At 62.0% G+C, this 20483-nt stretch carries 25 protein-coding genes, 2 tRNA genes and 1 pseudogene; 10 read left to right on the top strand and 18 right to left on the bottom strand.

Features of this window, described 5'->3' with window-relative positions; genetic code table 11:
• Positions 1-175 precede the first annotated feature (175 nt).
• Positions 176-1336 (top strand): GGDEF domain-containing protein, encoded by a 1161-nt coding sequence (locus ACIQUI_RS26120; protein WP_403203574.1) that lies wholly within the window; start codon positions 176-178, stop codon positions 1334-1336.
• Position 1337: 1 nt separating this feature from the next.
• Here ACIQUI_RS26120 and ACIQUI_RS26115 read toward each other — a convergent pair whose 3' ends face one another.
• Positions 1338-1628 carry an RcnB family protein gene (locus tag ACIQUI_RS26115; RefSeq protein WP_403203572.1) on the bottom strand — a complete coding sequence of 97 codons (291 nt, stop codon included), beginning with the start codon at positions 1626-1628 and terminating at the stop codon, positions 1338-1340.
• A 115-nt stretch (positions 1629-1743) separates the two neighbouring features.
• Between ACIQUI_RS26115 and ACIQUI_RS26110 the strand changes: the two genes are divergently transcribed.
• The gene (locus ACIQUI_RS26110; protein ID WP_403203570.1) at positions 1744-2094 is read left to right on the top strand and encodes a hypothetical protein; all 351 of its coding nucleotides are present in this window, start codon (positions 1744-1746) and stop codon (positions 2092-2094) included.
• A gap of 287 nt (positions 2095-2381) precedes the next feature.
• Positions 2382-3203 (top strand): class I SAM-dependent methyltransferase, encoded by an 822-nt coding sequence (locus tag ACIQUI_RS26105; protein ID WP_403203568.1) that lies wholly within the window; start codon positions 2382-2384, stop codon positions 3201-3203.
• Here the strand turns inward: ACIQUI_RS26105 and ACIQUI_RS26100 are convergent, their stop codons facing one another.
• From ACIQUI_RS26100 to ACIQUI_RS26085, 4 genes are all read right to left on the bottom strand, one after another.
• Positions 3204-3971: an SDR family oxidoreductase gene (locus ACIQUI_RS26100; RefSeq protein WP_403203566.1), complete on the bottom strand. Its 768-nt coding sequence runs from the start codon at positions 3969-3971 to the stop codon at positions 3204-3206.
• A 36-nt stretch (positions 3972-4007) separates the two neighbouring features.
• Complete coding sequence (locus ACIQUI_RS26095; protein ID WP_403203564.1) at positions 4008-5075, bottom strand: phosphotransferase family protein; 1068 nt, start codon at positions 5073-5075, stop codon at positions 4008-4010.
• Between the two features lie 184 nt (positions 5076-5259).
• Entirely contained in the window at positions 5260-5577 is a 318-nt protein-coding gene (locus ACIQUI_RS26090; protein WP_016487959.1) for an SCP2 sterol-binding domain-containing protein, read from the bottom strand.
• A gap of 56 nt (positions 5578-5633) precedes the next feature.
• Entirely contained in the window at positions 5634-6344 is a 711-nt protein-coding gene (locus ACIQUI_RS26085; RefSeq protein ID WP_403203562.1) for a histidine phosphatase family protein, read from the bottom strand.
• Between the two features lie 197 nt (positions 6345-6541).
• On the opposite strand from ACIQUI_RS26085, the gene sohB reads away from it, so the two are divergent.
• Together sohB and ACIQUI_RS26075 are read left to right on the top strand one after the other, a co-directional pair.
• The gene (gene sohB, locus ACIQUI_RS26080) at positions 6542-7561 is read left to right on the top strand and encodes a protease SohB (RefSeq protein ID WP_403203560.1); all 1020 of its coding nucleotides are present in this window, start codon (positions 6542-6544) and stop codon (positions 7559-7561) included.
• A gap of 154 nt (positions 7562-7715) precedes the next feature.
• Positions 7716-7789 (top strand) — tRNA-Cys (locus ACIQUI_RS26075).
• A 79-nt stretch (positions 7790-7868) separates the two neighbouring features.
• Here the strand turns inward: ACIQUI_RS26075 and ACIQUI_RS26070 are convergent.
• The 3 genes from ACIQUI_RS26070 to adhP all read right to left on the bottom strand — a co-directional run bounded on the left by ACIQUI_RS26070 (position 7869) and on the right by adhP (position 9856).
• Entirely contained in the window at positions 7869-8105 is a 237-nt protein-coding gene (locus ACIQUI_RS26070) for a hypothetical protein (RefSeq protein WP_403203558.1), read from the bottom strand.
• A 275-nt stretch (positions 8106-8380) separates the two neighbouring features.
• Positions 8381-8587 carry a DUF6434 domain-containing protein gene (locus ACIQUI_RS26065; RefSeq protein ID WP_403203556.1) on the bottom strand — a complete coding sequence of 69 codons (207 nt, stop codon included), beginning with the start codon at positions 8585-8587 and terminating at the stop codon, positions 8381-8383.
• 258 nt (positions 8588-8845) lie between these two features.
• A complete protein-coding gene (gene adhP / locus ACIQUI_RS26060; RefSeq protein WP_019096527.1) occupies positions 8846-9856 on the bottom strand; it encodes an alcohol dehydrogenase AdhP in 1011 nt (336 codons plus the stop codon).
• A gap of 385 nt (positions 9857-10241) precedes the next feature.
• Here adhP and ACIQUI_RS26055 point away from each other — a divergent pair, with 385 nt between their 5' ends.
• Positions 10242-10439: a hypothetical protein gene (locus ACIQUI_RS26055; protein ID WP_403203554.1), complete on the top strand. Its 198-nt coding sequence runs from the start codon at positions 10242-10244 to the stop codon at positions 10437-10439.
• Position 10440: 1 nt separating this feature from the next.
• On the opposite strand, the gene ACIQUI_RS26050 is transcribed toward ACIQUI_RS26055, so the two are convergent.
• Complete coding sequence (locus tag ACIQUI_RS26050; RefSeq protein ID WP_403203552.1) at positions 10441-10854, bottom strand: DoxX family protein; 414 nt, start codon at positions 10852-10854, stop codon at positions 10441-10443.
• 104 nt (positions 10855-10958) lie between these two features.
• Positions 10959-11043, bottom strand: a tRNA-Leu gene (locus tag ACIQUI_RS26045).
• A gap of 201 nt (positions 11044-11244) precedes the next feature.
• Here ACIQUI_RS26045 and ACIQUI_RS26040 point away from each other — a divergent pair.
• The 4 genes and pseudogenes from ACIQUI_RS26040 (at position 11245) to ACIQUI_RS26025 (ending at position 14547) form a co-directional block, all read left to right on the top strand.
• Positions 11245-11520, top strand: coding sequence for a hypothetical protein (locus ACIQUI_RS26040; protein ID WP_403203550.1), 276 nt, complete (start codon positions 11245-11247; stop codon positions 11518-11520).
• 48 nt (positions 11521-11568) lie between these two features.
• Positions 11569-12729: a nitrogen regulation protein NR(II) gene (locus ACIQUI_RS26035; RefSeq protein ID WP_403203548.1), complete on the top strand. Its 1161-nt coding sequence runs from the start codon at positions 11569-11571 to the stop codon at positions 12727-12729.
• Between the two features lie 5 nt (positions 12730-12734).
• Positions 12735-14180 carry an ATPase domain-containing protein gene (locus tag ACIQUI_RS26030; protein ID WP_403203546.1) on the top strand — a complete coding sequence of 482 codons (1446 nt, stop codon included), beginning with the start codon at positions 12735-12737 and terminating at the stop codon, positions 14178-14180.
• Between the two features lie 12 nt (positions 14181-14192).
• Positions 14193-14547 (top strand): annotated as a pseudogene (locus ACIQUI_RS26025) (response regulator).
• A 45-nt stretch (positions 14548-14592) separates the two neighbouring features.
• On the opposite strand, the gene csrA reads toward ACIQUI_RS26025, so the two are convergent.
• The 8 genes from csrA to ACIQUI_RS25985 form a co-directional block, all read right to left on the bottom strand.
• On the bottom strand, positions 14593-14790 hold the full coding sequence (gene csrA, locus ACIQUI_RS26020; protein ID WP_004375914.1) for a carbon storage regulator CsrA: 198 nt from the start codon (positions 14788-14790) through the stop codon (positions 14593-14595).
• 253 nt (positions 14791-15043) lie between these two features.
• Positions 15044-16066: a DNA topoisomerase IB gene (locus ACIQUI_RS26015; RefSeq protein WP_403203544.1), complete on the bottom strand. Its 1023-nt coding sequence runs from the start codon at positions 16064-16066 to the stop codon at positions 15044-15046.
• 57 nt (positions 16067-16123) lie between these two features.
• Positions 16124-17215, bottom strand: coding sequence for a molybdenum ABC transporter ATP-binding protein (gene modC, locus ACIQUI_RS26010; RefSeq protein WP_403203542.1), 1092 nt, complete (start codon positions 17213-17215; stop codon positions 16124-16126).
• Between the two features lies 1 nt (position 17216).
• A complete protein-coding gene (gene modB, locus ACIQUI_RS26005) occupies positions 17217-17897 on the bottom strand; it encodes a molybdate ABC transporter permease subunit (RefSeq protein WP_403203539.1) in 681 nt (226 codons plus the stop codon).
• On the bottom strand, positions 17897-18655 hold the full coding sequence (gene modA / locus ACIQUI_RS26000) for a molybdate ABC transporter substrate-binding protein (RefSeq protein WP_403203537.1): 759 nt from the start codon (positions 18653-18655) through the stop codon (positions 17897-17899). The genes modB and modA overlap by 1 nt, the downstream gene beginning before the upstream one ends.
• A 207-nt stretch (positions 18656-18862) precedes the next feature.
• Entirely contained in the window at positions 18863-19939 is a 1077-nt protein-coding gene (locus ACIQUI_RS25995; protein ID WP_403203535.1) for an NAD(P)H-dependent flavin oxidoreductase, read from the bottom strand.
• A 50-nt stretch (positions 19940-19989) separates the two neighbouring features.
• On the bottom strand, positions 19990-20160 hold the full coding sequence (locus ACIQUI_RS25990) for a hypothetical protein (protein ID WP_403203533.1): 171 nt from the start codon (positions 20158-20160) through the stop codon (positions 19990-19992).
• Between the two features lie 7 nt (positions 20161-20167).
• Positions 20168-20470 (bottom strand): DUF1883 domain-containing protein, encoded by a 303-nt coding sequence (locus ACIQUI_RS25985; protein WP_016487931.1) that lies wholly within the window; start codon positions 20468-20470, stop codon positions 20168-20170.
• Positions 20471-20483 lie beyond the last annotated feature (13 nt).

The following is a 20483-nucleotide window of genomic DNA, read 5'->3' as shown; positions in this document are numbered from 1 at the left end:
CTGGGAATGATCCATTTGGTTTCCCGAGCGGGCAAAAAATTGTCGCACCAGCGATGAGTGGCGTGCTTGTGGGTTGCTGTTCTGTCCCACTCGGCCATGGTCGATCCGCTAATGCCCCTCTAAACTGTGAGGTAAGCCGCAGCCAAGACGGCAATCTGCCACACGGTGAATCACGATGATCGCCCATACCCCCACGTTGTTCGCCGCCGTTGCCCTGGTTGCAACCATCATGGCCTTCTGCTTGTTGCTGGTAGGGCGCAGTAACCGGCGCGACAACCTTCTGCTCACTGGCTGCGGGCTGCTGGTGCATGCCCTGGCCTACGTCTGCTACACCGTGTATGCCCAGGCGCCCCTATGGCTCAGCTATGGCCTGGGCAACAGCCTGCTGTCGCTGGCCCTGGCGTTCTACACCGCCAGCCTGTTCCGGGTGCGTGAGCAGGTGGTGCCCTGGCGCGTCATTTTCGTCATCCCCGCCTGCATGCTGGTGGGGCTGATGCTGCTGCTCGATACGCTGGAACCGCGCATGCTCCTGGCGACGCTGGTGCTGATGCTGCAATGCGCAATGATCCTGTACTGGGCGCGGCGCCATGCCGAGCGGCCGGGCAAGGCCCACCTGTTGCTGCAGATCGGTGCATTGATCAGTCTGGTCGGCCTGGGTATGCGGGTGGTGGCGGTTGCCAGTGGCACGGCGGTGGAAATGCGCTATGACACCAGCAACCTCAAGCAGAGCATTTCCGTGGCGATCGGTACCGCCACGGTGATGATGTACTCGCTCGGGCTGGTCCTGATGGCCAAGGAGCGCAGTGAGTCCCGCTTGCAGCACCTGGCGCTGCACGATGTGCTGACTGGCACACTCAATCGCAGGGCAGTTCTGGAGCGGTTTGCCGTGGAGCTGGACCGGGCTCGCCAGCAACAAGGCAGCCTGGGCGTGGCGATGATCGACATCGACCATTTCAAGCGCATCAACGACCTGTACGGGCACCTGGCAGGCGACGAGGTGTTATGCCACTGCGTGCGCCAGTTGCAGCAGCGGCTGCGCCAGGGGGACTGCCTGGGCCGTTATGGCGGTGAGGAGTTCCTGCTGTTGTTGCCCGGCACTGACCGCAGTGGGGCGATGGCCGCGCTGCAAGGGCTGCGCGAGGCCATTGCGCGCAGCCCGGCGTGTTTTGCCGGTGACCAGATCGAGTTGCGCTTCAGCGTTGGCCTGTGGTGTGGCGTGCCTGGGCCCAAGGACAACACCGCCAGCTTGCTGGCCCAGGCGGATGCGGCGCTGTACCAGGCCAAGGCCGCCGGGCGCAACACGGTGCACATGGCGGCAATGGTCGAGGCGGGTTGAATCAGGACGCTGGCTGGATCGCCAGCACCACACCATTGGTTATCTGCACCAGCACGTAGTGGTCGCCCATGCGTACCCAGTGGCTTTCTTTCTCGGGGGCGGGCAGGCCTTTGGCTTTCCAGTCCTTGATCGCCTGGTCGTCACGTTTGTACTGGTCCGGTGCCTTGTCGCCAACGCTCAGCTCGCGATTGTGGGTTTGCGGGGCGGTGATGCTTTCTTCGCTGGAGGGCGCGGCGCTGGCGGCCAGCGGCAGGCAGGGCAGGGCGGCGAGTAGCAGGTAGGCAAGTTTCATGTCGTGCTCCTTATGGCGGCGTACCTTATCTGCGACAGCGGCATGCGCGTGACAATTCACTCGCGATAGCCGTCGGTGCTAGAGTCGCGTTCTTTTTTACCCCCGAGGATGGAACATGCGTGCGATTCTGCCGATGGCTGCGGCGCTGATGCTGGTCGGTTGTGCTTCTGCGACCATGGATACGGCCCGCGGCGGCAAGCCCACCGCCCAGCTCGACTCGCACAAGGCGCCGGAGCTGGTGGCGCAGTGCATCCAGTTCAGCTGGCAGGAAGAGAAGGTGTTCGGCGACGATGCCAGTGGCTACCTGGAACCGCGCAAGCAGGGTGGGTTTACCGTGTATACCCGCGAGGCCGAAGCGTTTGTCGACGTTTACCCGCAGGCGGGTGGGGCGCGGGTCGACTACTACGCGCAGAAGAATGACGGCGTGGCCCTGCAGCGCCGCGCGGCGGCGGCTACTTGCCTGTAAAGCTGGCGCATATCCTGTAGGAGCGCGCATACCCTGTGGGAGCGGGCATGCCCGCGAACACCGGCGCAGCCGGTGCCATGCATCGCGTTGGATTCTTCGCGGGCACGCCCGCTCCCACAGGGTACGCGGTGCGCCCGGCATCAGTTCCCTGCGCGACAGCGCAGCCCAGTGGGCTGGGCAATCTCCCACAAGTATGGAGACCAGCTTTACAATTTTTAGCAAGGTAGTGGTGTCGCAGGGAAGTAGGTGGACGCTAGCATCAGCCTCTACCCCTCAAGGACGACACCATGGACCGCTCACTGCAACTCAACCGCGCCAGCTGGGACGAACGCGCCCCGCTGCACGCTGCTTCCAAAGACTACGAAGTCGAACTTCTGGTCCAGCGCCCCGGGCACCTTTCCGAAACCGTGCGCTTCGACCTGCCGTTGCTTGGCGATATCGACGGGTTGAACACCGTTCACCTACAGTGCCACATCGGCACCGATACCCTCTCGCTGGCGCGCCTGGGTGCCAAGGTCTGCGGGCTGGACTATTCCGCAGCTTCGCTGGCCGAGGCGCGTATACTGGCCGAGCGTTGCGCGGCACCCATCGACTATGTCGAGTCCGACGTCTATGCCGCCGACAATGTGCTGCCGGCCGGCACCTTCGACCTGGTCTACACCGGTATCGGCGCATTGTGCTGGTTGCCCCGCATCGAGCCGTGGGCACGCACGGTCGCAGCGCTGCTCAAGCCTGGCGGCCGGCTGTTCCTGCGCGATGGGCATCCGATGCTGATGGCCGTCAATGAAGACCACCAGGACCGCCTGCAGCTCGAGTACCCGTACTTCGAGCACGAAGCGCCAACGGTGTGGCACAACGATCAGACGTATGTCGAAACCGATCAGCGCCTTGCCCACACCGAAACCCACGAATGGAACCACGGCCTGGGCGAAGTCATCACGGCCTTGCTTGCGCATGGGTTGCAGCTGGTGGCACTGGTCGAGCACCAAAGCATCCCCTGGGAGGCGCTGCCGGGGCAGATGGTCAAGGGCAACGACGGTGAGTATCGCTTGCGCGAACATCCCGCACGTTTGCCCCTGAGCTACAGCTTGGTGGCGGTCAAAGCCTGATCAGGACAGGTAACCGCCGTCTACATTCAGTGCCGTGCCGGTGGTGTAACTGGACGCATCGCTGGCCAGGTACAGTACTGCGCCGGCCATTTCCCTGGGGTCGGCCACGCGCTTGAGCGGGATCTGCTGCAGTGCGGCGTTCAGGATGGCATCGTTCTTCACCAGGGCTGAGGCGAACTTGGTGTCGGTCAGGCCCGGCAGCAGGGCGTTGCAGCGAATGCCAAACTGGGCGCACTCCTTGGCGAAGACCTTGGTCATGTTGATGACCGCCGCCTTGGTTACCGAATAGATCCCCTGGAAGTGGCCGGGGGACACACCGTTGATGGATGCCACGTTGATGATGCTGCCGCCACCGTGCTCACGCATCAGCTTGCCGGCTTCCACCGACATGAAGAAGTAGCCACGGATGTTCACGTCCACGGTCTTCTGGAAGGCATTCGGGTCGGTGTCCAGTACGTTGCAGAACTGCGGGTTGGTGGCGGCGTTGTTGACCAGCACATCCAGGCGGCCGAACTGCTCGCGAATACCGGCGAACACCTGCTGGATCTGCTCCAGTTCACCGATGTGGCAAGCCACTGCCGTGGCCTTGCCACCTGCGGCGATGATGGCATCGGCCACCTGCTGGCAACCGTCGAGCTTGCGGCTGGAAACGATCACATGAGCCCCTTGCTGCGCCAGCAGGTGGGCGATGGCCTCGCCGATGCCACGGCTGGCGCCGGAAACGAAGGCAATCTTGCCGTCGAGGTCGAACAGGTGGGTCTTGGACATGCTGTTTTCCTTGTTATCCGTCGTCGTGGTCGTGGCTTACAGGCTGGACTTGGCAATGACCTGCAGGGTCATCTGCTCCAGCAAGCGGTTCATGTGGATGAACTGCGCAAAGCGCTTGTCCTGGGTCTGGCCGTGGTAGTAGCGGTAGTAGATCTGCTGCACGATGCCGGCCAGGCGGAACAGGCCATAGCAATAGTAGTAATCGAAGTTGTCGAGCTGGATGCCCGCACGCTCGGCGTAATAATCGACGAACTGGCGACGGCTGAGCATGCCTGGCGCATTGCTCGGCTGGCGCCGCATCAGTTGCACCGGTGCGGGGTCGTCGGCCTCGATCCAGTAGGCCAGGCTGTTGCCCAGGTCCATCAACGGGTCGCCCAAGGTGGCCATTTCCCAGTCCAGTACCCCGATGATGCGCATGGGGTTGTCGGCGTCGAGGATCACGTTGTCGAAGCGGTAGTCGTTGTGCACGATGGCGGGCTTGGGGTGGTCCGCGGGCATCTTGTCGTGTAACCAGGCGATCACCTGTTCCCAGCGCGGGGCATCCGGGGTCAGGGCTTTTTCGTAGCGGCTGCTCCAGCCCTCGATCTGGCGTTGCACGTAGCCTTCCGGCTTACCCAGGTCGGCCAGGCCGCAGCCGTTGTAGTCCACCTGGTGCAGTTCGACCAGGCGCTCGATGAAGCTTTTGCACAGGGCCTCGGTGCGGCCGGCGTCCAGGTTCAGCTCGGCGGGGATATCCGAGCGCAGGATGATGCCCTGGACCCGCTCCATCACATAGAACTCGCCGCCGATCAGGCTGCTGTCGGTGCAATGCACATAGGCCTTGGGGCAGTAGGGGAAGCCGTCGTTCAACTGGTTGAGGATGCGGAACTCGCGGCCCATGTCATGGGCCGACTTGGCCTTTTGCCCGAATGGCGGGCGGCGCAGTACGAAGTCACGGCCCGGGTAGCTGACCAGGTAGGTGAGGTTGGAGGCACCGCCTGGGAACTGGCTGATGCCGGGCAGGCCATCCAGGCCGGGGATATGCGCCTTGAGGTAAGGGTCGATGACGGCCGCGTCGAGTTCTTCGCCGGGGCGTACCTGGGTGGACTGGTCGGTGAGCGTCATGCGTTTTCCTTATTCTCGATCGCAAGGACTATTGGCTAATCTAATGGCCTGCCGAGGCTGGAACAAGCGTGCCAGGTGCCAAATAGGTAAGGGTGTTGCAGGTGGATCACTGCACCGAATGCAGGGCAAAAAAAAACCGAAGCCGGCAAGGCTTCGGTTTTTGATCATCCGGTATTCCCAGTCCTCAGGACGGGAACAGCTCGCTGAGTTTCATCGACAGCATCATGTCCCCTTCAACGCGCAGCTTGCCGCCCATGAAAGCCTGCATGCCGTCGGTTTCGCCGCTGACGATGCCCTTCAGGGTTTCGCTGTCCATCACCAGGGTGCAGTTGGCGTCCGGGTTCTCGCCTTCCTGCAGATCGCAGGTGCCGTCCTTGACGATCAGCGCGTATTGCTTGCCTTCGTCAGTGATGTTGAAGCCGAACACCAGGTCCAGGCCGGCGGCAGCGGATGGGTTGAACTTCTCTTGCATCTTTTTGACGGCATCAGCTACGGAGGTCATGGCGCATTCCTTATAGAGTTATTTACACGTCCCCGCAGGGACACAACAAACCGGGCTCATCGGTAGGTGACAAGCTCCGGCGCCCTCAACAGTTGCACATGGGCCTGGCTGTTGAAGGAAGCCAGTGCCACGTCGCGGCCGCGGAACTTCAGCTGGCTGAGCGACGTGTTGATGATCTGCCAGTTCAGCGCGAACGCCTGGCTGGGGGTGATACGGGTAACCAGGTGGAGCAGGGCGGCAATGGTGCCGCCCGAGGTGAATATGGCGATATTGTCGCCGCTGCCAGCAGTATCCAGTACGCGTTGCAAGCCACCTTTTACGCGGGCAGTGAACGCTTGCCAGGTTTCCAGCCCGTCGTCGGCATGTTCCCCATCGTGCCAGCGCTGCACCATCAAGGCGAACAGCCGCTGGAACTCACTGCGGTGCTGCGCAGCATTGCGCAGGATGTGCAGGGCGCCTGGTTCTTCCGGCAGCAAGCCGGGCAGCAAGGTGCGAATGACGCCGTCGGCATCGAACTCATTGAACGCCGCGTCGGTCTCAACAGCCGGCACCGCGCAGCCACTGGCTTGCAAGGCTTGCATGGCCAGCTGCGCGGTATCCTGCTGGCGGCGCAGGTCGCCCGCCAGGCAGCGGTCCAGCCTTACCCCCAACTGGGCGAGGTGTTCACCCAAGGCCTGGCTCTGGCGGATGCCCACGGGCGAGAGGACGTCGTAGTCGTCGGCACCGAAGGAGGCTTGGCCATGTCGGATAAGGTAGAGGTTGCCCACTGAAGTTTCCGGCCTGTTGGAGGTTGCTGCGAGGTTAGGATGCAGCACACGGGCTGTCAACGAAAAAACATACAAGCGTTTGAAAAGGTTGTTTGAAAGATGTTGCCAGCGTTTGCACCGGCTGGCAGCACCTCAGGCGCAACGGTATGCTTGCAACAGTCATGCGCCGCAGTGGCGCAAGTATTCAAGGAGTCAACGTGGAGTTTCTTGCCGAGTACGCAAGCTTTCTCGCCAAAACCGCCACCCTGGTCATCGCCATCCTGGTGGTGCTGTCGGCCATCGCCGGGCTGCGCGGCAAAGGGCGGCGCAAACCGGGTGGGCAATTGCAGGTCACCCGCCTGAACGAATTCTACAAGGACCTGCGTGAGCGCCTGGAGTCTGGCCTGCTCGACAAGTCCCAGCTCAAGGCATTGCGCAAGCAGCAGGCCAAGGCGGAAAAGAAGCACAAGAAAGGCAAGGCCGAGGAGAAGGGCCGGGTCTTCGTATTGGACTTTGATGGCGATATCAAAGCCTCTGCCACCGAAAGCCTGCGTAATGAGATTACCGCGCTACTGACACTCGCCACCCCGCGTGACGAAGTGGTGCTGCGCCTGGAAAGCGGTGGCGGCCTGGTGCACAGCTATGGCCTGGCGGCGTCGCAACTGGCGCGCATTCGTCAGGCGGGCATCCCGCTGACCGTGTGCATCGACAAGGTGGCTGCCAGCGGCGGCTACATGATGGCCTGCATCGGCGAAAAGATCGTCAGCGCGCCGTTCGCCGTGCTGGGTTCGATCGGCGTGGTGGCGCAGTTGCCCAACGTCAACCGCCTGCTGAAGAAGCACGATATCGACTTCGAGGTGCTGACCGCTGGCGAGTACAAGCGCACCTTGACCGTGTTTGGCGAAAACACCGAGAAGGGCCGGGAGAAGTTCCAGGAAGACCTGGACATCACCCATCAGCTGTTCAAGGACTTCGTTGCCCGCTACCGCCCGCAGTTGCATATTGACGAAGTGGCTACCGGCGAAGTGTGGCTGGGTGTGGCAGCACTCAACCGCCAACTGGTGGACGAATTGCAGACCAGCGACGAATACCTCAGCGCGCGCGCACGCAACGCCAACCTGTTCCACCTGCACTATGCCGAACGCAAGAGCCTGCAAGAGCGAATTGGCGTGGCAGCCAGTGGCGCGGTGGAGAACACCGTGGTGGGTTTGTGGAGTAAACTCGGCCGCCTGCGCTAACACCTTGAACCCGTTGAAATTTTTTTTCGTTCAGGGGGTTGCAAGGTTAAAAGAATGAAGACATAATGGCGCCCATCGAAACGCAGCAAACTTTGAAAAAGGTTCAGCGTTTCAAGGAGATAGCAAAGCGTAAGCAGCTAGATCCAACCTTTGAGGCCGAGTAGCAAAGTGGTTATGCTCCGGATTGCAAATCCGTCTACGCCGGTTCGATTCCGACCTCGGCCTCCACCATTCGAAAGCCCCGCAGATTAACGTCTGCGGGGTTTTTATTTGCGCGCTCGAAAATCTGATCGTTTCCGCTTGGGCGCTAGCCTTCAGGCAAGGTTACGCCGCACACAAATTCACGCGACCCCAGGCGATGTGAGCCGAACTCCACGACGTAGCCTTCCCCTCGGCGCTTTGCCTCCGCTTCGGCCGTTTTCTGGTCGGCATAGACGTCGACGAAATGCCATGGATGCCTGTCTCTCAGAACGCCCCATCCCATCACCCAGCCCGTTCTGGAAGGGTCTGGCGGTAGGTGCTTGGCCAAGCTTCGGATAGACATGCCCATCTCCTCGTGTGCACAGGCTCGATGCTGCATCTTGAGCACTTTTCTTGAACCGCACCACCCTTACGCGGGTCATCAGAAGGGAGGGGGTAAATACGCACCGGTCCCCGTACCACGTATTGAAATGTTCGCAAGCTAGAGTTGACCTCAAGCCCATTCCACCAGCGAGGTAGTCAGGAAATGGATTATTCCAGCATGGTTGAAGCATTGGACAAGATGTTGGAGGAAGCAGCTGCATCGCAGGCATGCGTGCAGGTATCAGCTGATGAATCTCACCGATGCATCCGTAGCCATTCATCCGCGACGTCGCCCATTGTGGACGGCGTGCCGCTCTTGATCCACGCCATGAAGGCGCGGTCGAACCTGAATGCCTGGCCACACTCGCTGAGCAGAAACTGACGCACTTTCTGCGTGTTGCGGTAGTGCTTGTCCAGTGGCGTGGTGCGGGTAATCGGCCCGGCGTGCCAGTCGAAGCTCATGGTCTGCTCCTTGACGATTGAAAGGGCAAAAGCCCGTGAATGATCATCCACGGGCTTTGGGTCGTTCGAAATGATCGGCCCAATGCCGGTCAGTTAAGCAATTTGGGGCCGCGTTGCTGCCCATCGCCGGCAAGCCAGCTCCCACAAGTACGGCGCATGGCTTGAGTTCAGTGCAATCGGTGTGGGAGCTGGCTTGCCTGCGATGGGCCGCGCAGCAGCCCCGGCAGTCTTGACTGACTGGCATTAGCCCTCAGGCTATCAACCTTCGAACTGGATCACCATGCGGCCCTTGATCTTGCCCTCCAGCATCTCGTCAAAGATTTGGTTGATGTCCTCGATCGGCCGCAGGGTTACCTTAGGCACTACTTTGCCTTCAGCGGCAAACTGGAAGGCCTCTTGCAGGTCTTGCCGTGTGCCTACCAACGAGCCGACCACTTCGATCCCGTCCAGCACCAGGCGGGGGATGTTCAGGTCCATGGACTCTGACGGCAGCCCGACGGCAACCAGGCGGCCGCCTGCGCGCAGCGCGTCCACGGCCGAGTTGAAGGCGGCTTTGGCAACAGCGGTGACCACAGCTGCGTGGGCGCCCCCGGTCTTGGCCTGGATAACCTTCGCTGCGTCTTCCGTGCGTGAGTTGATCACCAGGTCGGCGCCCATTTCACTGGCAAAGCGCAGTTGCTCTTCGTTGACATCAATGGCGATCACTTTGGCGTTGAACACGTTCTTGGCGTATTGCAGCGCCAGGTTGCCCAGCCCGCCGAGGCCGTAGATGGCGATCCACTGGCCGGGGCGGATGTTGGAGATTTTTACCGCCTTGTAGGTGGTCACGCCGGCGCAGGTAACGCTGCTGGCGGCGGCGGAGTCGAGGCCGTCAGGTACCTTGACCGAATAATCGGCTTTGACGATGCAGGCTTCGGCCATGCCGCCGTCCACGGTGTACCCGGAATTCTTCACTTCCCGGCACAGGGTTTCGTTGCCGCTGGTGCAATAGTCGCAATGCCCGCAGCCCTGGTAAAACCATGCAACGCTGGCGCGGTCGCCCGGCTTGAGCGAGGTCACGCCCGGCCCGACTTCCTGGACTACGCCAATGCCTTCGTGGCCCAGCACGACACCGGTCTTGTCGCCGAAGTCGCCATTTTTCACGTGCAGGTCGGTGTGGCAAACACCGCAGCATTGCATCTTAAGCAGCGCTTCGCCGTGTTCGAGAGGGCGCAGGGTCTTTTCCACCACATCCACGCGACGGCCTGGCGCAACAACAGCAGCTTTCATAAGAGCCTCCGTGTCTATCCGAGTGAGCTTGGGTTATTGCCGGATCAGCATAGCCCTTGCGTCGCCAGGCAAAACTGCTTCAGGTCATGGCTGAAGGAGTTCGCCACAAAAAGAAAAGCCCGCGGCAACAATGCGGCGGGCTGCAAGAACGTACGGAGCAGGGCCAGTGTGCCCATCCGTTTGTCAGCATTTCGTGAACTGCAGGTCATGAGGCTGTGATGTGCGCACTGCGATAAAAAAGCCCGCCATGATGGGCGGGCAAAAAACGTTTGAAGGGAGAGCCTGCAGGCTGCACCTGGTGGGTTAACCCAGGATTAACTGGCAACGCATTGACCTCGGAACCTGTTCGGCCTATACAGGCCTGCCATTACCCCCAGGAGCCAGCATGCGCGACGAAGACGACCTGCACGAACCCGAGCACGATCACCTGCTTGACCATGAATTTCTCTACGACGACGTTGAGCATGAGGCGGATGCCCAAGGCGCCGAGGATGAAGTGGAAGAACACGAGGAAATGCTGGATGACCTCGACGACGAGGAGCGTGATCACCCAGCGTGGTTTGACGACTGCGAAGACGACTGACTCAGCGCCCATCTACCGAGAAGCGTCCTGGGCCGCTCACGGCAAGCAACAGCAGGCCGCCCATGATACTGAGGTTTTTCAGGAACTGGGTCATGTTGGCGCTGCGCTCGGGGTCGACCATGTTCCAGAACGGGTGGCCCAGCAGCGCTGTACCCAGCACGAACAGCGCAAACAGAAACGCCAGCGGCCGCGTGTAGAAACCAAGGATCAGCAGGATGGCAACCACGAACTCCATGATCACGGCAATCGCTGCCGCCAGCATGGGGGCGGGGGCGCCCAGTGACGTCATGTAGCCGACCGTGCCATCAAAGCCGGTCAGTTTGGCCCAGCCAGACAAGACGAACAGGATCATCAGCAGCACGCGGGCAATCAGGATAATGATGTCGCGTTGGCCATCGAACAGGGAGTAGCGCATGGTGGCGTTCCAGTGGACGGGGACAAGCTCCACTCTAGCAGTTGCGCGAAACATTGCTGGCAGGTAGCAAAAAGGCGCCGCAGGGGCGCCTTTTCAACGAAGTTTGGTGCGAGTGGCGGGACTCGAACCCGCAAGGCTCACGCCGACAGATTTTAAGTCTGCTGTGTATACCAATTCCACCACACTCGCACGCTTGAAGGGGTCGCAGCGACCAGCTCGCTTCTAAGCAGAAGGGCTTTGCAATCAAGGGCGCTTTATAACCCATTGTTATAGTTGAGTCAACCACAGCACCTATGATCAACAGCATGAGGGGCTGGTTGCACGGGTAATTGACACGCTGCTGTCATTACGCCACTGTTGTTGTTTTATTGGATCCAATGGTACGCGACGATGACTCAGCCTGACCCTTGCGAGCGTGTCGTGCGCCCACGGCTTTTCTGGCGGGTGCTGTTTGCGCAGGTGATCGTGTTGGGAGCGTTTCTGTTCCTCAGCTTGATCAGCCTGGGCGGATATCTACTGATGCTGGGTTTCGATGCCGAGCACCCTCAGGCGCAACGACTGCTGGCTTTGGCTGGCGGTGGGGTTATCATGCTGGTTGGCTTGTGGCTGCTGAAAGTGGCCATGCCACGGCGCATCAGCCCCGTGTTGATCGAGCCAGAGCGCTGAGCCTCGCCAGGCTCATATCGTCCCTCCTGCTGTGCCAATGGAGTTTGCATGGTTTCAGCTGACTGCCTTGATCACCCCGTCATGCCTGCCCACCGCTATGAACAGCTGGTTCAGTCGGTGGTGGATTACGCCATCTATATGCTCGACCCCTCCGGCCATGTGGTGTCGTGGAATGCTGGCGCGCAACGGATCAAGGGTTACCGCGCCGATGAAGTGATCGGCAAGCATTTCTCGCTTTTTTTCACCCCGCAGGATTGCGTCGAGGGCCGTCCCGAACGCTTGCTCCGCCAGGCGCTGGAGCAGGGCGTGGCGCAGGATGAAGGTTGGCGCGTGCGCAACGATGGCACGAAGTTCTGGGCCTTGGCGGCGCTGGACGTGATTCGCGATGAGCAGGGCCAGATTATTGGCCTGGCCAAGGTGACCCGGGATATCACCGACCGTCGCGACTCGGCGATGCAACTGGACGCCGTGCGCGCCCAACTCTTCCAGGCGCAGAAGCTGGAGGCCCTCGGCCAGTTGACCGGCGGCTTGGCGCATGACTTCAACAATATGCTCACCATCATCCTCAGCTCGGCGCGCCTGGCACTGGGCAGCCACGACCCGGTGCGTATCCAGCGCATGCTGCAACACATCATCGATGCCGGGCAGCGCGGCACGGAACTGACCCAGCAACTGCTCAGCTTTGCCCGCCATCGCCAGCTGGACGTGGCCTGTGTTGCCCCGGCCGACCTTGTTGCCGCTACCCGTGGGCTGCTGGAGCATGCGTTGCCAGGCTCGATTGAACTTCATGTGCAGTTGCAGGCTGGCTTGCCGTTGATCGAGGTGGATGCAGGGCAGTTGCAGATGGTGCTGCTGAACCTGCTGTTCAATGCCCGTGATGCCATCGCCGGGGAGGGCCGCATAGGCCTGACCGCCGAGGTGGTGGACCTGGCTGGAGAAGTGGAAGGGCTGCACGGCCGTTTCGTGCGTTTCGTGGTGCAAGACAGCGGCGAGGGCATTGCCCCCGAGGTGCTGCCGCGCATCTTCGAGCCATTCTTTACGACCAAGCCCTTTGGCAAGGGTACCGGCTTGGGGCTAAGCCAGGTCTATGGCTTTGCCAGGCAGAGCGGCGGTGCCATTTTTGTCGATAGCGAGCCCGGCCATGGAACTTCCATGCAGCTTTACTTGCCAACGTATCAGGACAAGCCCCCCAGCAATCTCGACAGGTAATCATCATGGCGCAGTCACTCAAGCGGCTGGTGACAGGTATCGCAGGGCTCGATGCGCTGCTCAAGGGTGGCCTGGTGGCCGGTGCCTCCTACATCATTCAGGGCCCGCCGGGCGCGGGCAAGACCATTCTCGCCAACCAGTTGGCCTGCGGCCACGTGCGCAGCGGTGGCCGGGTGCTGGTGGCGACCTTGCTGAGCGAGTCGCATGAACGGCTGTTCCAGTATCTGGGCACCCTGGACTTTTTCGACCCCGCGCTGGTCGGCGACCAGATCCAGTTCGTCAGTGCCTTCGACACCCTTGAACAGGAGGGCCTGGATGCCGTGGTGCGGCTGTTGCGCCAGGAAATCGCCCGGCAGCAGGCCAGCCTGTTGATCGTCGACGGCGTGCTCAACGCCCGGGTGCGTGCGGAAACGGCGCTGGACACCAAGAAGTTTGTCTCCGAGTTGCAAGGCCATGCAGCGTTTGCTGGCTGCACGGTGCTGCTGCTTACCAGTGCCAGGCTGGACGAGGGTAGCCCGGAGCACACCATGGTCGATGGCGTGATCGAGCTGGGCGAGCAACTGGTGGGTAGCCGCGCGGTGCGCCATGTGCAGCTGCGCAAGACCCGTGGCAGTGCCGCATTATCGGGGCGCCATGAATGCCTTATCGATGAAAGCGGCATGCATGTCTACCCGCGCCTGGAGGCGTTGTTCAGCCACCCCAGCCAGATGGGCAGCGCCACCCCGGCACGCATTGGCAGTGGCGTGCCAAGCCTGGATGAAATGCTCGATGGTGGGCTGTCCATGGGCTCGGTCAGCTTGCTGATCGGGCCCTCAGGTATTGGCAAGACCTCATTGGGGCTGGCCTTTCTTGGCGCCAGTACCGCGCAGGCGCCGGGGCTTCATTTCGGCTTTTACGAAACGCCCGAGCGCCTGCGCAGCAAGGCTGCGTCGCTGGGCTACGACTTTGCAGCGATGGAGCAGGCCGGCAGCCTGCAGTTGTGCTGGCAACCGACAACCGAGGGCCTGCTGGACCAGGTCGGTGCGCGCCTGCTCGAGCGTGTCGAGGCGCAGGGCAGCAAGCGCGTACTGATCGACAGCCTCGGAGCGTTCAGTCGGCTGGCCGTCGACCCGGCGCGGCTCAATGCGTTTTTCCGCGCCTTGGCTGGCGAGCTGCGTGCACGCGATGTCAGTGTGATGCTGACCTGGGAGATGCGCGATATCTTCGGCTCTGAAATCAGCGCGCCGGCCCCGGACCTGTCGAGCATCGTCGACAACTTGATGCTGATGCGTTTCGTTGAGCTGGACTCGCAGCTGCGGCGCATGCTGTCGATCCTCAAGGTGCGCGACAGCCACCATGACCCTGCCTTGCACGAGCTGGTAATCGGGCCGCAAGGCATTACCTTGCGCCAGGCGTTCGAAGGTGCCTGTGGCGTGCTGTCGGGAACGCCGGTGCCGCAAGGGGGCGGGTGAGGACGCCGGCCCATGAACACCATCCTGATCGTCGATGACGAATACCTGATTGCCGATATCCTCGGTTTTGCCCTGGAGGACGAAGGCTATCTGGTTGAAAAGGCGAGCAATGGCTGCAAGGCGCTGGAGGCGCTCAAGGAAAAACGTGTGCAGTTGGTGATTACCGACTACATGATGCCCCTGCTCAACGGTGAAGAGCTGGTGCGTTCGATGCGCGAAGACCCCGGCTTTGAGCGAGTTGCCCGTTATTCTCATGAGTGGCGCGCAAGCCAACCAGGGGTGCCCGGAGCTGTTTGCTGCCGTATTCGACAAACCCTTCGACATGGACAGTATGATCGCCAAGGTGCGCGAGCTGCTCGGCACCTGAGGCGTGGGGCGATCAAGCGCGTCCGTGCGGCTTGAGGCGGGTCGCTCAGTGCGAGTCGTCGTGCTTTTCCGGGGCCGGGCTGCCAGCCTGGATACGCTTGAAGATCTCTTCGCGATGAACCTGGACATCTTTCGGTGCATCGATCCCTATCCTCACCTGCATCCCTTTGACGCCCAGAATGGTGACTTTGATGTCATCGTTGATGACGATGCTTTCGCCAACCTTGCGGGTGAGTATCAGCATGTAGTTCTCCTTGGTGATGTAAAAATCCGCCGGGCCAGTTGCCACTGCGGTGGGAGCTAGTCCCTCTTCCTTCTCATTAAAGACGCTTTCGGCGGATAGTAATTCCCCGACAGACAAATTCTGTTGCGTGTCTTCAGTTGCAGGTGCCGAAGCAAACCGCCAAGGGTTTGTCGGCCAAGGTGCTCGATGGCAAGGATAGGGGGCTTGGCGGCCAATGGGAAATTTCTTCGCATCATGGCATGAATAGACAGGCTTAATGATCATCCTGTTCCTCAAGCGCCTGAAGAAATAGCAGCAAGGCCACTTCTTCGGGGTCCAGGCCCTTGCGTATACGGCGCTTTGGCAAGTTACCCAGGCGCCCCAGCGCATAATGTTCAAGTACCGCCGGGTGGATATAGCAGCGCCTGCACACCGCAGGCGTGTTACCCAGCCGTGCGGCGACCTGGCGCACAATGGCTGCTACCTGGCGTTTGGCCTCGGTGTCTGGCTCCCAGGCCAAAGGCCTGAGCAGGTCCAGGGCCAGGCTGCTGCCGGCCCAGGTACGGTAGTCCTTGGCGGTGAAGTCGGCACCGGTCAACTGTTGCAGGAACTGATTGACCTCGCTGGAGCCGACGCTGTGGCGCTGGCCGTCTTCATCCAGGTACTGGAACAATGCCTGGCCGGGCAGCTCCATGCAGCGCTTGAGCAGGTTGGCCAGGCGCCGGTCGGTGAGGGTGACGTTGTGCTCGACGCCGCGCTTGCCGCGGAACTGGAAGCGGATGCTGCTGCCTTTCACTTGCACGTGGCGGTTGCGCAAGGTGGTCAGCCCGTAGGACTGGTTGTCACGTAGGTAGCGCTGGTTGCCAATGCGGATCAGGGTGTGGTCCAGCAGGCTCACCACCAGCGCCATTACCTTTTCCCGGTCCAGGCCAGGCCGTGCCAGGTGAGCCTCCAGTTGCGCACGCAACTTGGGCAATGCCTGGGCGAAGGCCAGCATGCGCCCGTACTTGTGCTGGTCGCGCAGTTCGCGCCATTGCGTGTGGTAGCGGTATTGCTTGCGGCCACGGGCGTCGCGGCCGGTAGCCTGCAGGTGGCCTTGTGGATCGGCGCAGATCCACACCTGCGTGTAGGCCGGCGGAATCACCAGCGCGGCTATGCGCGCCAGGGTTTCGCTGTCGCGCACCCGCTGGCCGTCGGCATCCAGATAGATGAAGCGGTCGCGCCAGCGTCGTCGGGTCAGGCCCGGCTGGCTGTCGTCAACATAGTGCAGGGTGCGCGGCAGGGGGCAGTCGAGCATGGGCGGCAGGCCTCGATCAGGTCACTGATCAATGGACAACGCCCGTGCCTAGGATGCTCAGCCCAAGAGGGCCACCGACTTGATCTGGGCAAACAGCGCCTGGCCCGGGTGCAGGCCAAGCTGGTCTGCCGAGAAGCGGGTGATGCGGGCAAGCAAGGCGTTGCCGCCTGCGTCCAGGCTCACCAGCACGTGGGCCGGGTTATCGGCCGGGCGGCTTTCGCGTACCCGCACGGGCAGGCGGTTGAGGATGCTTGAGGTGCTTTCAGCCGCCAGTACCAGGCTGACGTCCCGGGCCTGCACCTTGACCCGAAGGGTGCTGCCCATCACATGCGCCGGGTGGGCGATGCGCAACAGCGGCCCGGCGCTGCCGGGTAAGCGCAGGTCGAGCAGATCATAGTGCGGGTCATGCCCCACCACCATGCCCTCGAACACTACGCCGGCATCCTCGCCCTGGGCCAATGACAGGTCGAGGCGGGCGAGGGTTTGGCTGATCGGGCCGCTGGCCACCGCCTGGCCCTGTTCCAGCAACACCAGATGGTCGGCCAGCCGCGCTACTTCATCCTGGGCGTGGCTGACGTACACCAACGGAATGTCCAGTTCGTCGTGCAGGCGTTCCAGATAGGGCAGGATCTCGCGCTTGCGCGGCCCGTCCAGGGCCGCCAGCGGCTCGTCCATCAGCAGCAGGCGCGGGCTGCTGAGCAGGGCACGGGCAATGCCCACCCGCTGCGCTTCGCCGCCCGACAAGGTAGCGGGGCGGCGGTCCAGCAGGTGGCCGATGCCCAGTAGCTGGCAGGCCTGGTCGAGGCTGACCTTGCGTTCGGCAGCGGCCACCCGGCGCCAGCCGAACTCAAGGTTGCCGCGCACCGACAGGTGCGGGAACAGGCTGGCCTCCTGGAACACATAGCCAACCGGGCGCAAGTGCGGTGCCTGGAAATAGCCGCGGGCGCTGTCTTCCCAGACTTCGCCGTTAACCTCGATGTAGGCGCTGGCAGCCCGCTCCAGCCCGGCCAGGCAGCGCAGGCAACTGGTCTTGCCGGAGCCCGAGTGGCCGAACAGCGCGCTGATGCCCCGCCCGGGCAGGTGCAGGTCGACGTCCAGGGTAAAGTCGTCGCGCGCCAGGTTAAGGCGCGCCACAATCGATGCGGTCATTTCAGCTCCAGCCAGCTTTGCCGCGGGGTCCGGCGTACAGCAGTAGCAGCACCAGGAAAGAGAACACCAGCATGGCACCGGCCAGCCAGTGGGCTTGCGAATACTCCATGGCTTCGACGTGATCGAAGATCTGCACCGAAACCACGCGGGTCTTGTCGGGGATGTTGCCGCCAATCATCAGCACCACGCCAAACTCGCCCACGGTGTGGGCGAAGCCGAGGATGCTGGCCGTGACGAAACCAGGGCGGGCCAGCGGCAGCACCACATGGACGAAGGTGTCCCACGGGCTGGCGCGCAGGGTGGCGGCAACCTCCAGCGGGCGCTGGCCAATCGCGCCAAAGGCATTCTGCAGCGGCTGCACCACGAACGGCATGGAATACACCGTCGAACCGATCACCAGGCCCGTGAAGCTGAACACCACGCTGCCCAGGCCCAATGCCTGGGTAGCCTGGCCGAGCCAACCGTGCGGGCCGAGGGCGATCAGGAGGTAAAAGCCGATCACCGTCGGTGGCAGCACCAGCGGCAGCGCCACGATCGCCCCCACCGGCCCGCGCAGCCATGAGCGCGTGCGCGCCAGCCACCAGGCGATGGGGGTGCCAATAACCAGCAAGATCAAGGTGGTCAGGCTGGCCAGTTTCACGGTCAGCCAGATTGCACCCAGGTCACTGGCATCCAGTGGCATCAGAGTTCATAACCGTAGGACTTGATCACCGCTGCGGCTTTCGGGCCTTTCAGGTACTCGATCAGCGCCTTGGCGGCGGCGTTGTCCTTGCCTTTGTTGAGGATCACGGCGTCCTGGCGGATTGGGTCGTGCAGGTTGGCAGGCACGATCCAGGCAGAACCATTGGTGACCTTGCCGTCCTTGTAGATCTGCGACAGGGCAACGAAGCCCAGCTCGGCGTTGCCGGTGGAGACGAACTGGAAAGCCTGGGTGATGTTCTGGCCTTCGACGATCTTGCCTTTGGTGGCGTCGGTGAGCTTCAGCTTGTCCAGCACCTGGGTAGCGGCCAGGCCGTAAGGTGCCGCTTTCGGGTTGGCGATGGACAGGTGCTTGTATTCGTTTTTCTTCAGTACTTCGCCCTTGGCATCTACGTAGCCTTCTTTGGCCGACCACAGGGCCAGGGTGCCGATGGCGTAGGTAAAGCGCGAGCCGGGGACGATTTCCTTTTCTTCTTCCAGCTTTTTCGGCGTGGTGTCGTCAGCGGCCAGGAACACTTCGAACGGCGCGCCATTCTTGATCTGTGCGTAGAACTGCCCGGTGGCACCATAGGCGGCGACCAGCTTGTGGCCGGTGTCTTTCTCGAAGTCCTTGGCGATGGCCTGGATAGGGGCTGTGAAGTTGGCTGCGACCGCGACCTGAACCTCATCGGCCCAGGCAGTGTTGAAGGCGAACAGGCTGGCCAGGGCGGTGAAGGCCAGGTGGGACGGGCGGATACGCATGAAGACAGCTCCTTGGGGTTATCGTTATGGCCTGAACTATATAGCGATAGGCCATTTGCCGGGAAGGGGGCTGGTTGAAGCAATCGCAGGTCCGACCCTATCGCCGGCAAGCCAGCTCCCACAGGTACCGCACAAGTTTCAAGCGTTGCGCAGTCCCTGTGGGAGCTGGCTTGCCGGCGATAGGGCCGGACCTGCTTGAGACGATGTCTAGCGGCCGACCAGGGCCAGCGCCTTCTCGGCAATCTCCCGGGTCAAATCACCCGCCGGCATGTGTCGCCCCAGCCGCAGCGCCTGCCCCGACCACAGGTTACTGAAGTCACTCTTACCCTGCGGATCGCTGATCGCCCGCAAAGGCATCAACGCCCCACCCGCCAGCGGGAAGCGCGGTGCCAGGTCGCTCATTGGCCCAAGCTCGCGCATGATACGGTTGTTGATGCCACGCGCCGGGCGGCCGGTAAACAGGTTGGTCAACGCCGTATCGCTGGCGGGTGCGCTGTCCAGCGCCTGGCGGTGGGCCGGCGACACCTTGGCCTCGGGGCAGAACAGGTAAGCTGTGCCGATCTGCACTGCCGAAGCGCCCAGGGCCAGCGCCGCTACCAGCCCGCGGTGGTCGCCGATACCGCCTGCGGCAATTACCGGCACGCTGACGGCGTCCGCGACCTGCGGCACCAGGGCGAAGGTGCCGATCTGGCTGGTAATGTCGTCGCTGAGGAACATGCCGCGATGCCCGCCAGCTTCATAACCCATGGCGATGATCGCATCACAGCCATGCTGCTCCAGCCAGACCGCTTCTTCCACGGTAGTGGCGCTGGACAGCACCTTGGCACCACTGGCCTTCACCCGTTCCAGCAGATCGGCCCGGGGCAGGCCGAAGTGAAAACTCACCACTTCCGGGCGCACTTGTTCTACCAGCTGGCAGCTTTGTTCATCGAACGGTGCGCGGTTGGACACGGGCGTGGGGGCCGTGAAATCGGCGCCCGTTTCGCTGTAGTAAGGCTCCAGAGCCTGCTTCCAGCGTGCATCGCGCTCGGCATCGGGTGCTGGCGGCTGGTGGCAGAAGAAGTTCAGGTTAAGCGGGCGGCCCGCGCAGGCGGCCCGGAAGGCGGCTATTTCCGCGCGTACCTGTTCGCCGGTCAGCATGGCGCAGGGCAGGGCGCCCAGCCCGCCTGCCAGGCCCACGGCAATGGCCATGGGCGAGCCCGTTGCACCGGCCATGGGCGCCTGGAGAATGGGCAACTCGATGCCCAGCAGGTCGAGGATGCGGCGATCGGGCCAGCGGCTCATGCGGTTCTCCTTGCGCGCGGTTGGCGGTGTAACGGAGCTTGCGATGGGTGTTACAAGGCCTTGCTGACCTGGATGTCGCTGATTTTCTCTGCGTCTTCGCCGTGGATCTTGCGCAAGGCTTGCAGGGCTTGCTCTTGCGAAGCATCGGGCAGCAGCGCGAAATCCCAGCGGCGCTGGCCGTCGAGCTTGTATTTGATGACGTACTTGATGGTCTGGGTCATGGCGGCCTTATCTGAGTTTCGACGACGAACGACGGATGATCTTGATCTTGTGGCTCAAGGTTGGCTTGCGCGTTACCGAGATCGGGCGGGTGGTCACGGTGTCGATGGTGATGTTCCAGAAACCGGTGCTGGGTACCGTGATTTTGGCCGGGAAGTCAACGAACTGGCCGCCATGGTAGGTGTGACGGCCGCCATTCTTGAAGCTGCGGAAGTTGGCGTCGTTCATCAGGCGGATATTGCAGCGCTGGGAGCATTCGATGACGACAATGTCGTCCTCGTTCAGGTGCTCGCGCTGGTGTACGAATTTCATGTGATGCTCCGCA

It is taken from the genome of Pseudomonas sp. NPDC090592, from assembly GCF_044769185.1.
Classification (GTDB): domain Bacteria; phylum Pseudomonadota; class Gammaproteobacteria; order Pseudomonadales; family Pseudomonadaceae; genus Aquipseudomonas.
This window is presented reverse-complemented; position numbering and strand designations above follow the sequence as displayed.

What these genes read in the sequence shown, in the direction of transcription:
- ACIQUI_RS26015 (WP_403203544.1), bottom strand. Translation starts at nt 16,066, where the DNA reads ATGCTCGACTGCCCCCTGCCGCGCACCCTGCACTATGTTGACGACAGC.
- csrA (WP_004375914.1), bottom strand. Translation starts at nt 14,790, where the DNA reads ATGCTGATACTCACCCGCAAGGTTGGCGAAAGCATCGTCATCAACGAT.
- ACIQUI_RS26115 (WP_403203572.1), bottom strand. Translation starts at nt 1,628, where the DNA reads ATGAAACTTGCCTACCTGCTACTCGCCGCCCTGCCCTGCCTGCCGCTG.
- modA (WP_403203537.1), bottom strand. Translation starts at nt 18,655, where the DNA reads ATGCGTATCCGCCCGTCCCACCTGGCCTTCACCGCCCTGGCCAGCCTG.
- ACIQUI_RS26035 (WP_403203548.1), top strand. Translation starts at nt 11,569, where the DNA reads ATGGTTTCAGCTGACTGCCTTGATCACCCCGTCATGCCTGCCCACCGC.
- ACIQUI_RS26070 (WP_403203558.1), bottom strand. Translation starts at nt 8,105, where the DNA reads ATGTCTATCCGAAGCTTGGCCAAGCACCTACCGCCAGACCCTTCCAGA.
- adhP (WP_019096527.1), bottom strand. Translation starts at nt 9,856, where the DNA reads ATGAAAGCTGCTGTTGTTGCGCCAGGCCGTCGCGTGGATGTGGTGGAA.
- ACIQUI_RS25990 (WP_403203533.1), bottom strand. Translation starts at nt 20,160, where the DNA reads ATGACCCAGACCATCAAGTACGTCATCAAATACAAGCTCGACGGCCAG.
- ACIQUI_RS26100 (WP_403203566.1), bottom strand. Translation starts at nt 3,971, where the DNA reads ATGTCCAAGACCCACCTGTTCGACCTCGACGGCAAGATTGCCTTCGTT.
- ACIQUI_RS26040 (WP_403203550.1), top strand. Translation starts at nt 11,245, where the DNA reads ATGACTCAGCCTGACCCTTGCGAGCGTGTCGTGCGCCCACGGCTTTTC.
- ACIQUI_RS26120 (WP_403203574.1), top strand. Translation starts at nt 176, where the DNA reads ATGATCGCCCATACCCCCACGTTGTTCGCCGCCGTTGCCCTGGTTGCA.
- ACIQUI_RS26065 (WP_403203556.1), bottom strand. Translation starts at nt 8,587, where the DNA reads ATGAGCTTCGACTGGCACGCCGGGCCGATTACCCGCACCACGCCACTG.
- ACIQUI_RS26110 (WP_403203570.1), top strand. Translation starts at nt 1,744, where the DNA reads ATGCGTGCGATTCTGCCGATGGCTGCGGCGCTGATGCTGGTCGGTTGT.
- ACIQUI_RS26090 (WP_016487959.1), bottom strand. Translation starts at nt 5,577, where the DNA reads ATGACCTCCGTAGCTGATGCCGTCAAAAAGATGCAAGAGAAGTTCAAC.
- ACIQUI_RS26105 (WP_403203568.1), top strand. Translation starts at nt 2,382, where the DNA reads ATGGACCGCTCACTGCAACTCAACCGCGCCAGCTGGGACGAACGCGCC.
- ACIQUI_RS26095 (WP_403203564.1), bottom strand. Translation starts at nt 5,075, where the DNA reads ATGACGCTCACCGACCAGTCCACCCAGGTACGCCCCGGCGAAGAACTC.
- modB (WP_403203539.1), bottom strand. Translation starts at nt 17,897, where the DNA reads ATGCCACTGGATGCCAGTGACCTGGGTGCAATCTGGCTGACCGTGAAA.
- ACIQUI_RS25995 (WP_403203535.1), bottom strand. Translation starts at nt 19,939, where the DNA reads ATGAGCCGCTGGCCCGATCGCCGCATCCTCGACCTGCTGGGCATCGAG.
- ACIQUI_RS25985 (WP_016487931.1), bottom strand. Translation starts at nt 20,470, where the DNA reads ATGAAATTCGTACACCAGCGCGAGCACCTGAACGAGGACGACATTGTC.
- ACIQUI_RS26030 (WP_403203546.1), top strand. Translation starts at nt 12,735, where the DNA reads ATGGCGCAGTCACTCAAGCGGCTGGTGACAGGTATCGCAGGGCTCGAT.
- ACIQUI_RS26050 (WP_403203552.1), bottom strand. Translation starts at nt 10,854, where the DNA reads ATGCGCTACTCCCTGTTCGATGGCCAACGCGACATCATTATCCTGATT.
- ACIQUI_RS26055 (WP_403203554.1), top strand. Translation starts at nt 10,242, where the DNA reads ATGCGCGACGAAGACGACCTGCACGAACCCGAGCACGATCACCTGCTT.
- modC (WP_403203542.1), bottom strand. Translation starts at nt 17,215, where the DNA reads ATGACCGCATCGATTGTGGCGCGCCTTAACCTGGCGCGCGACGACTTT.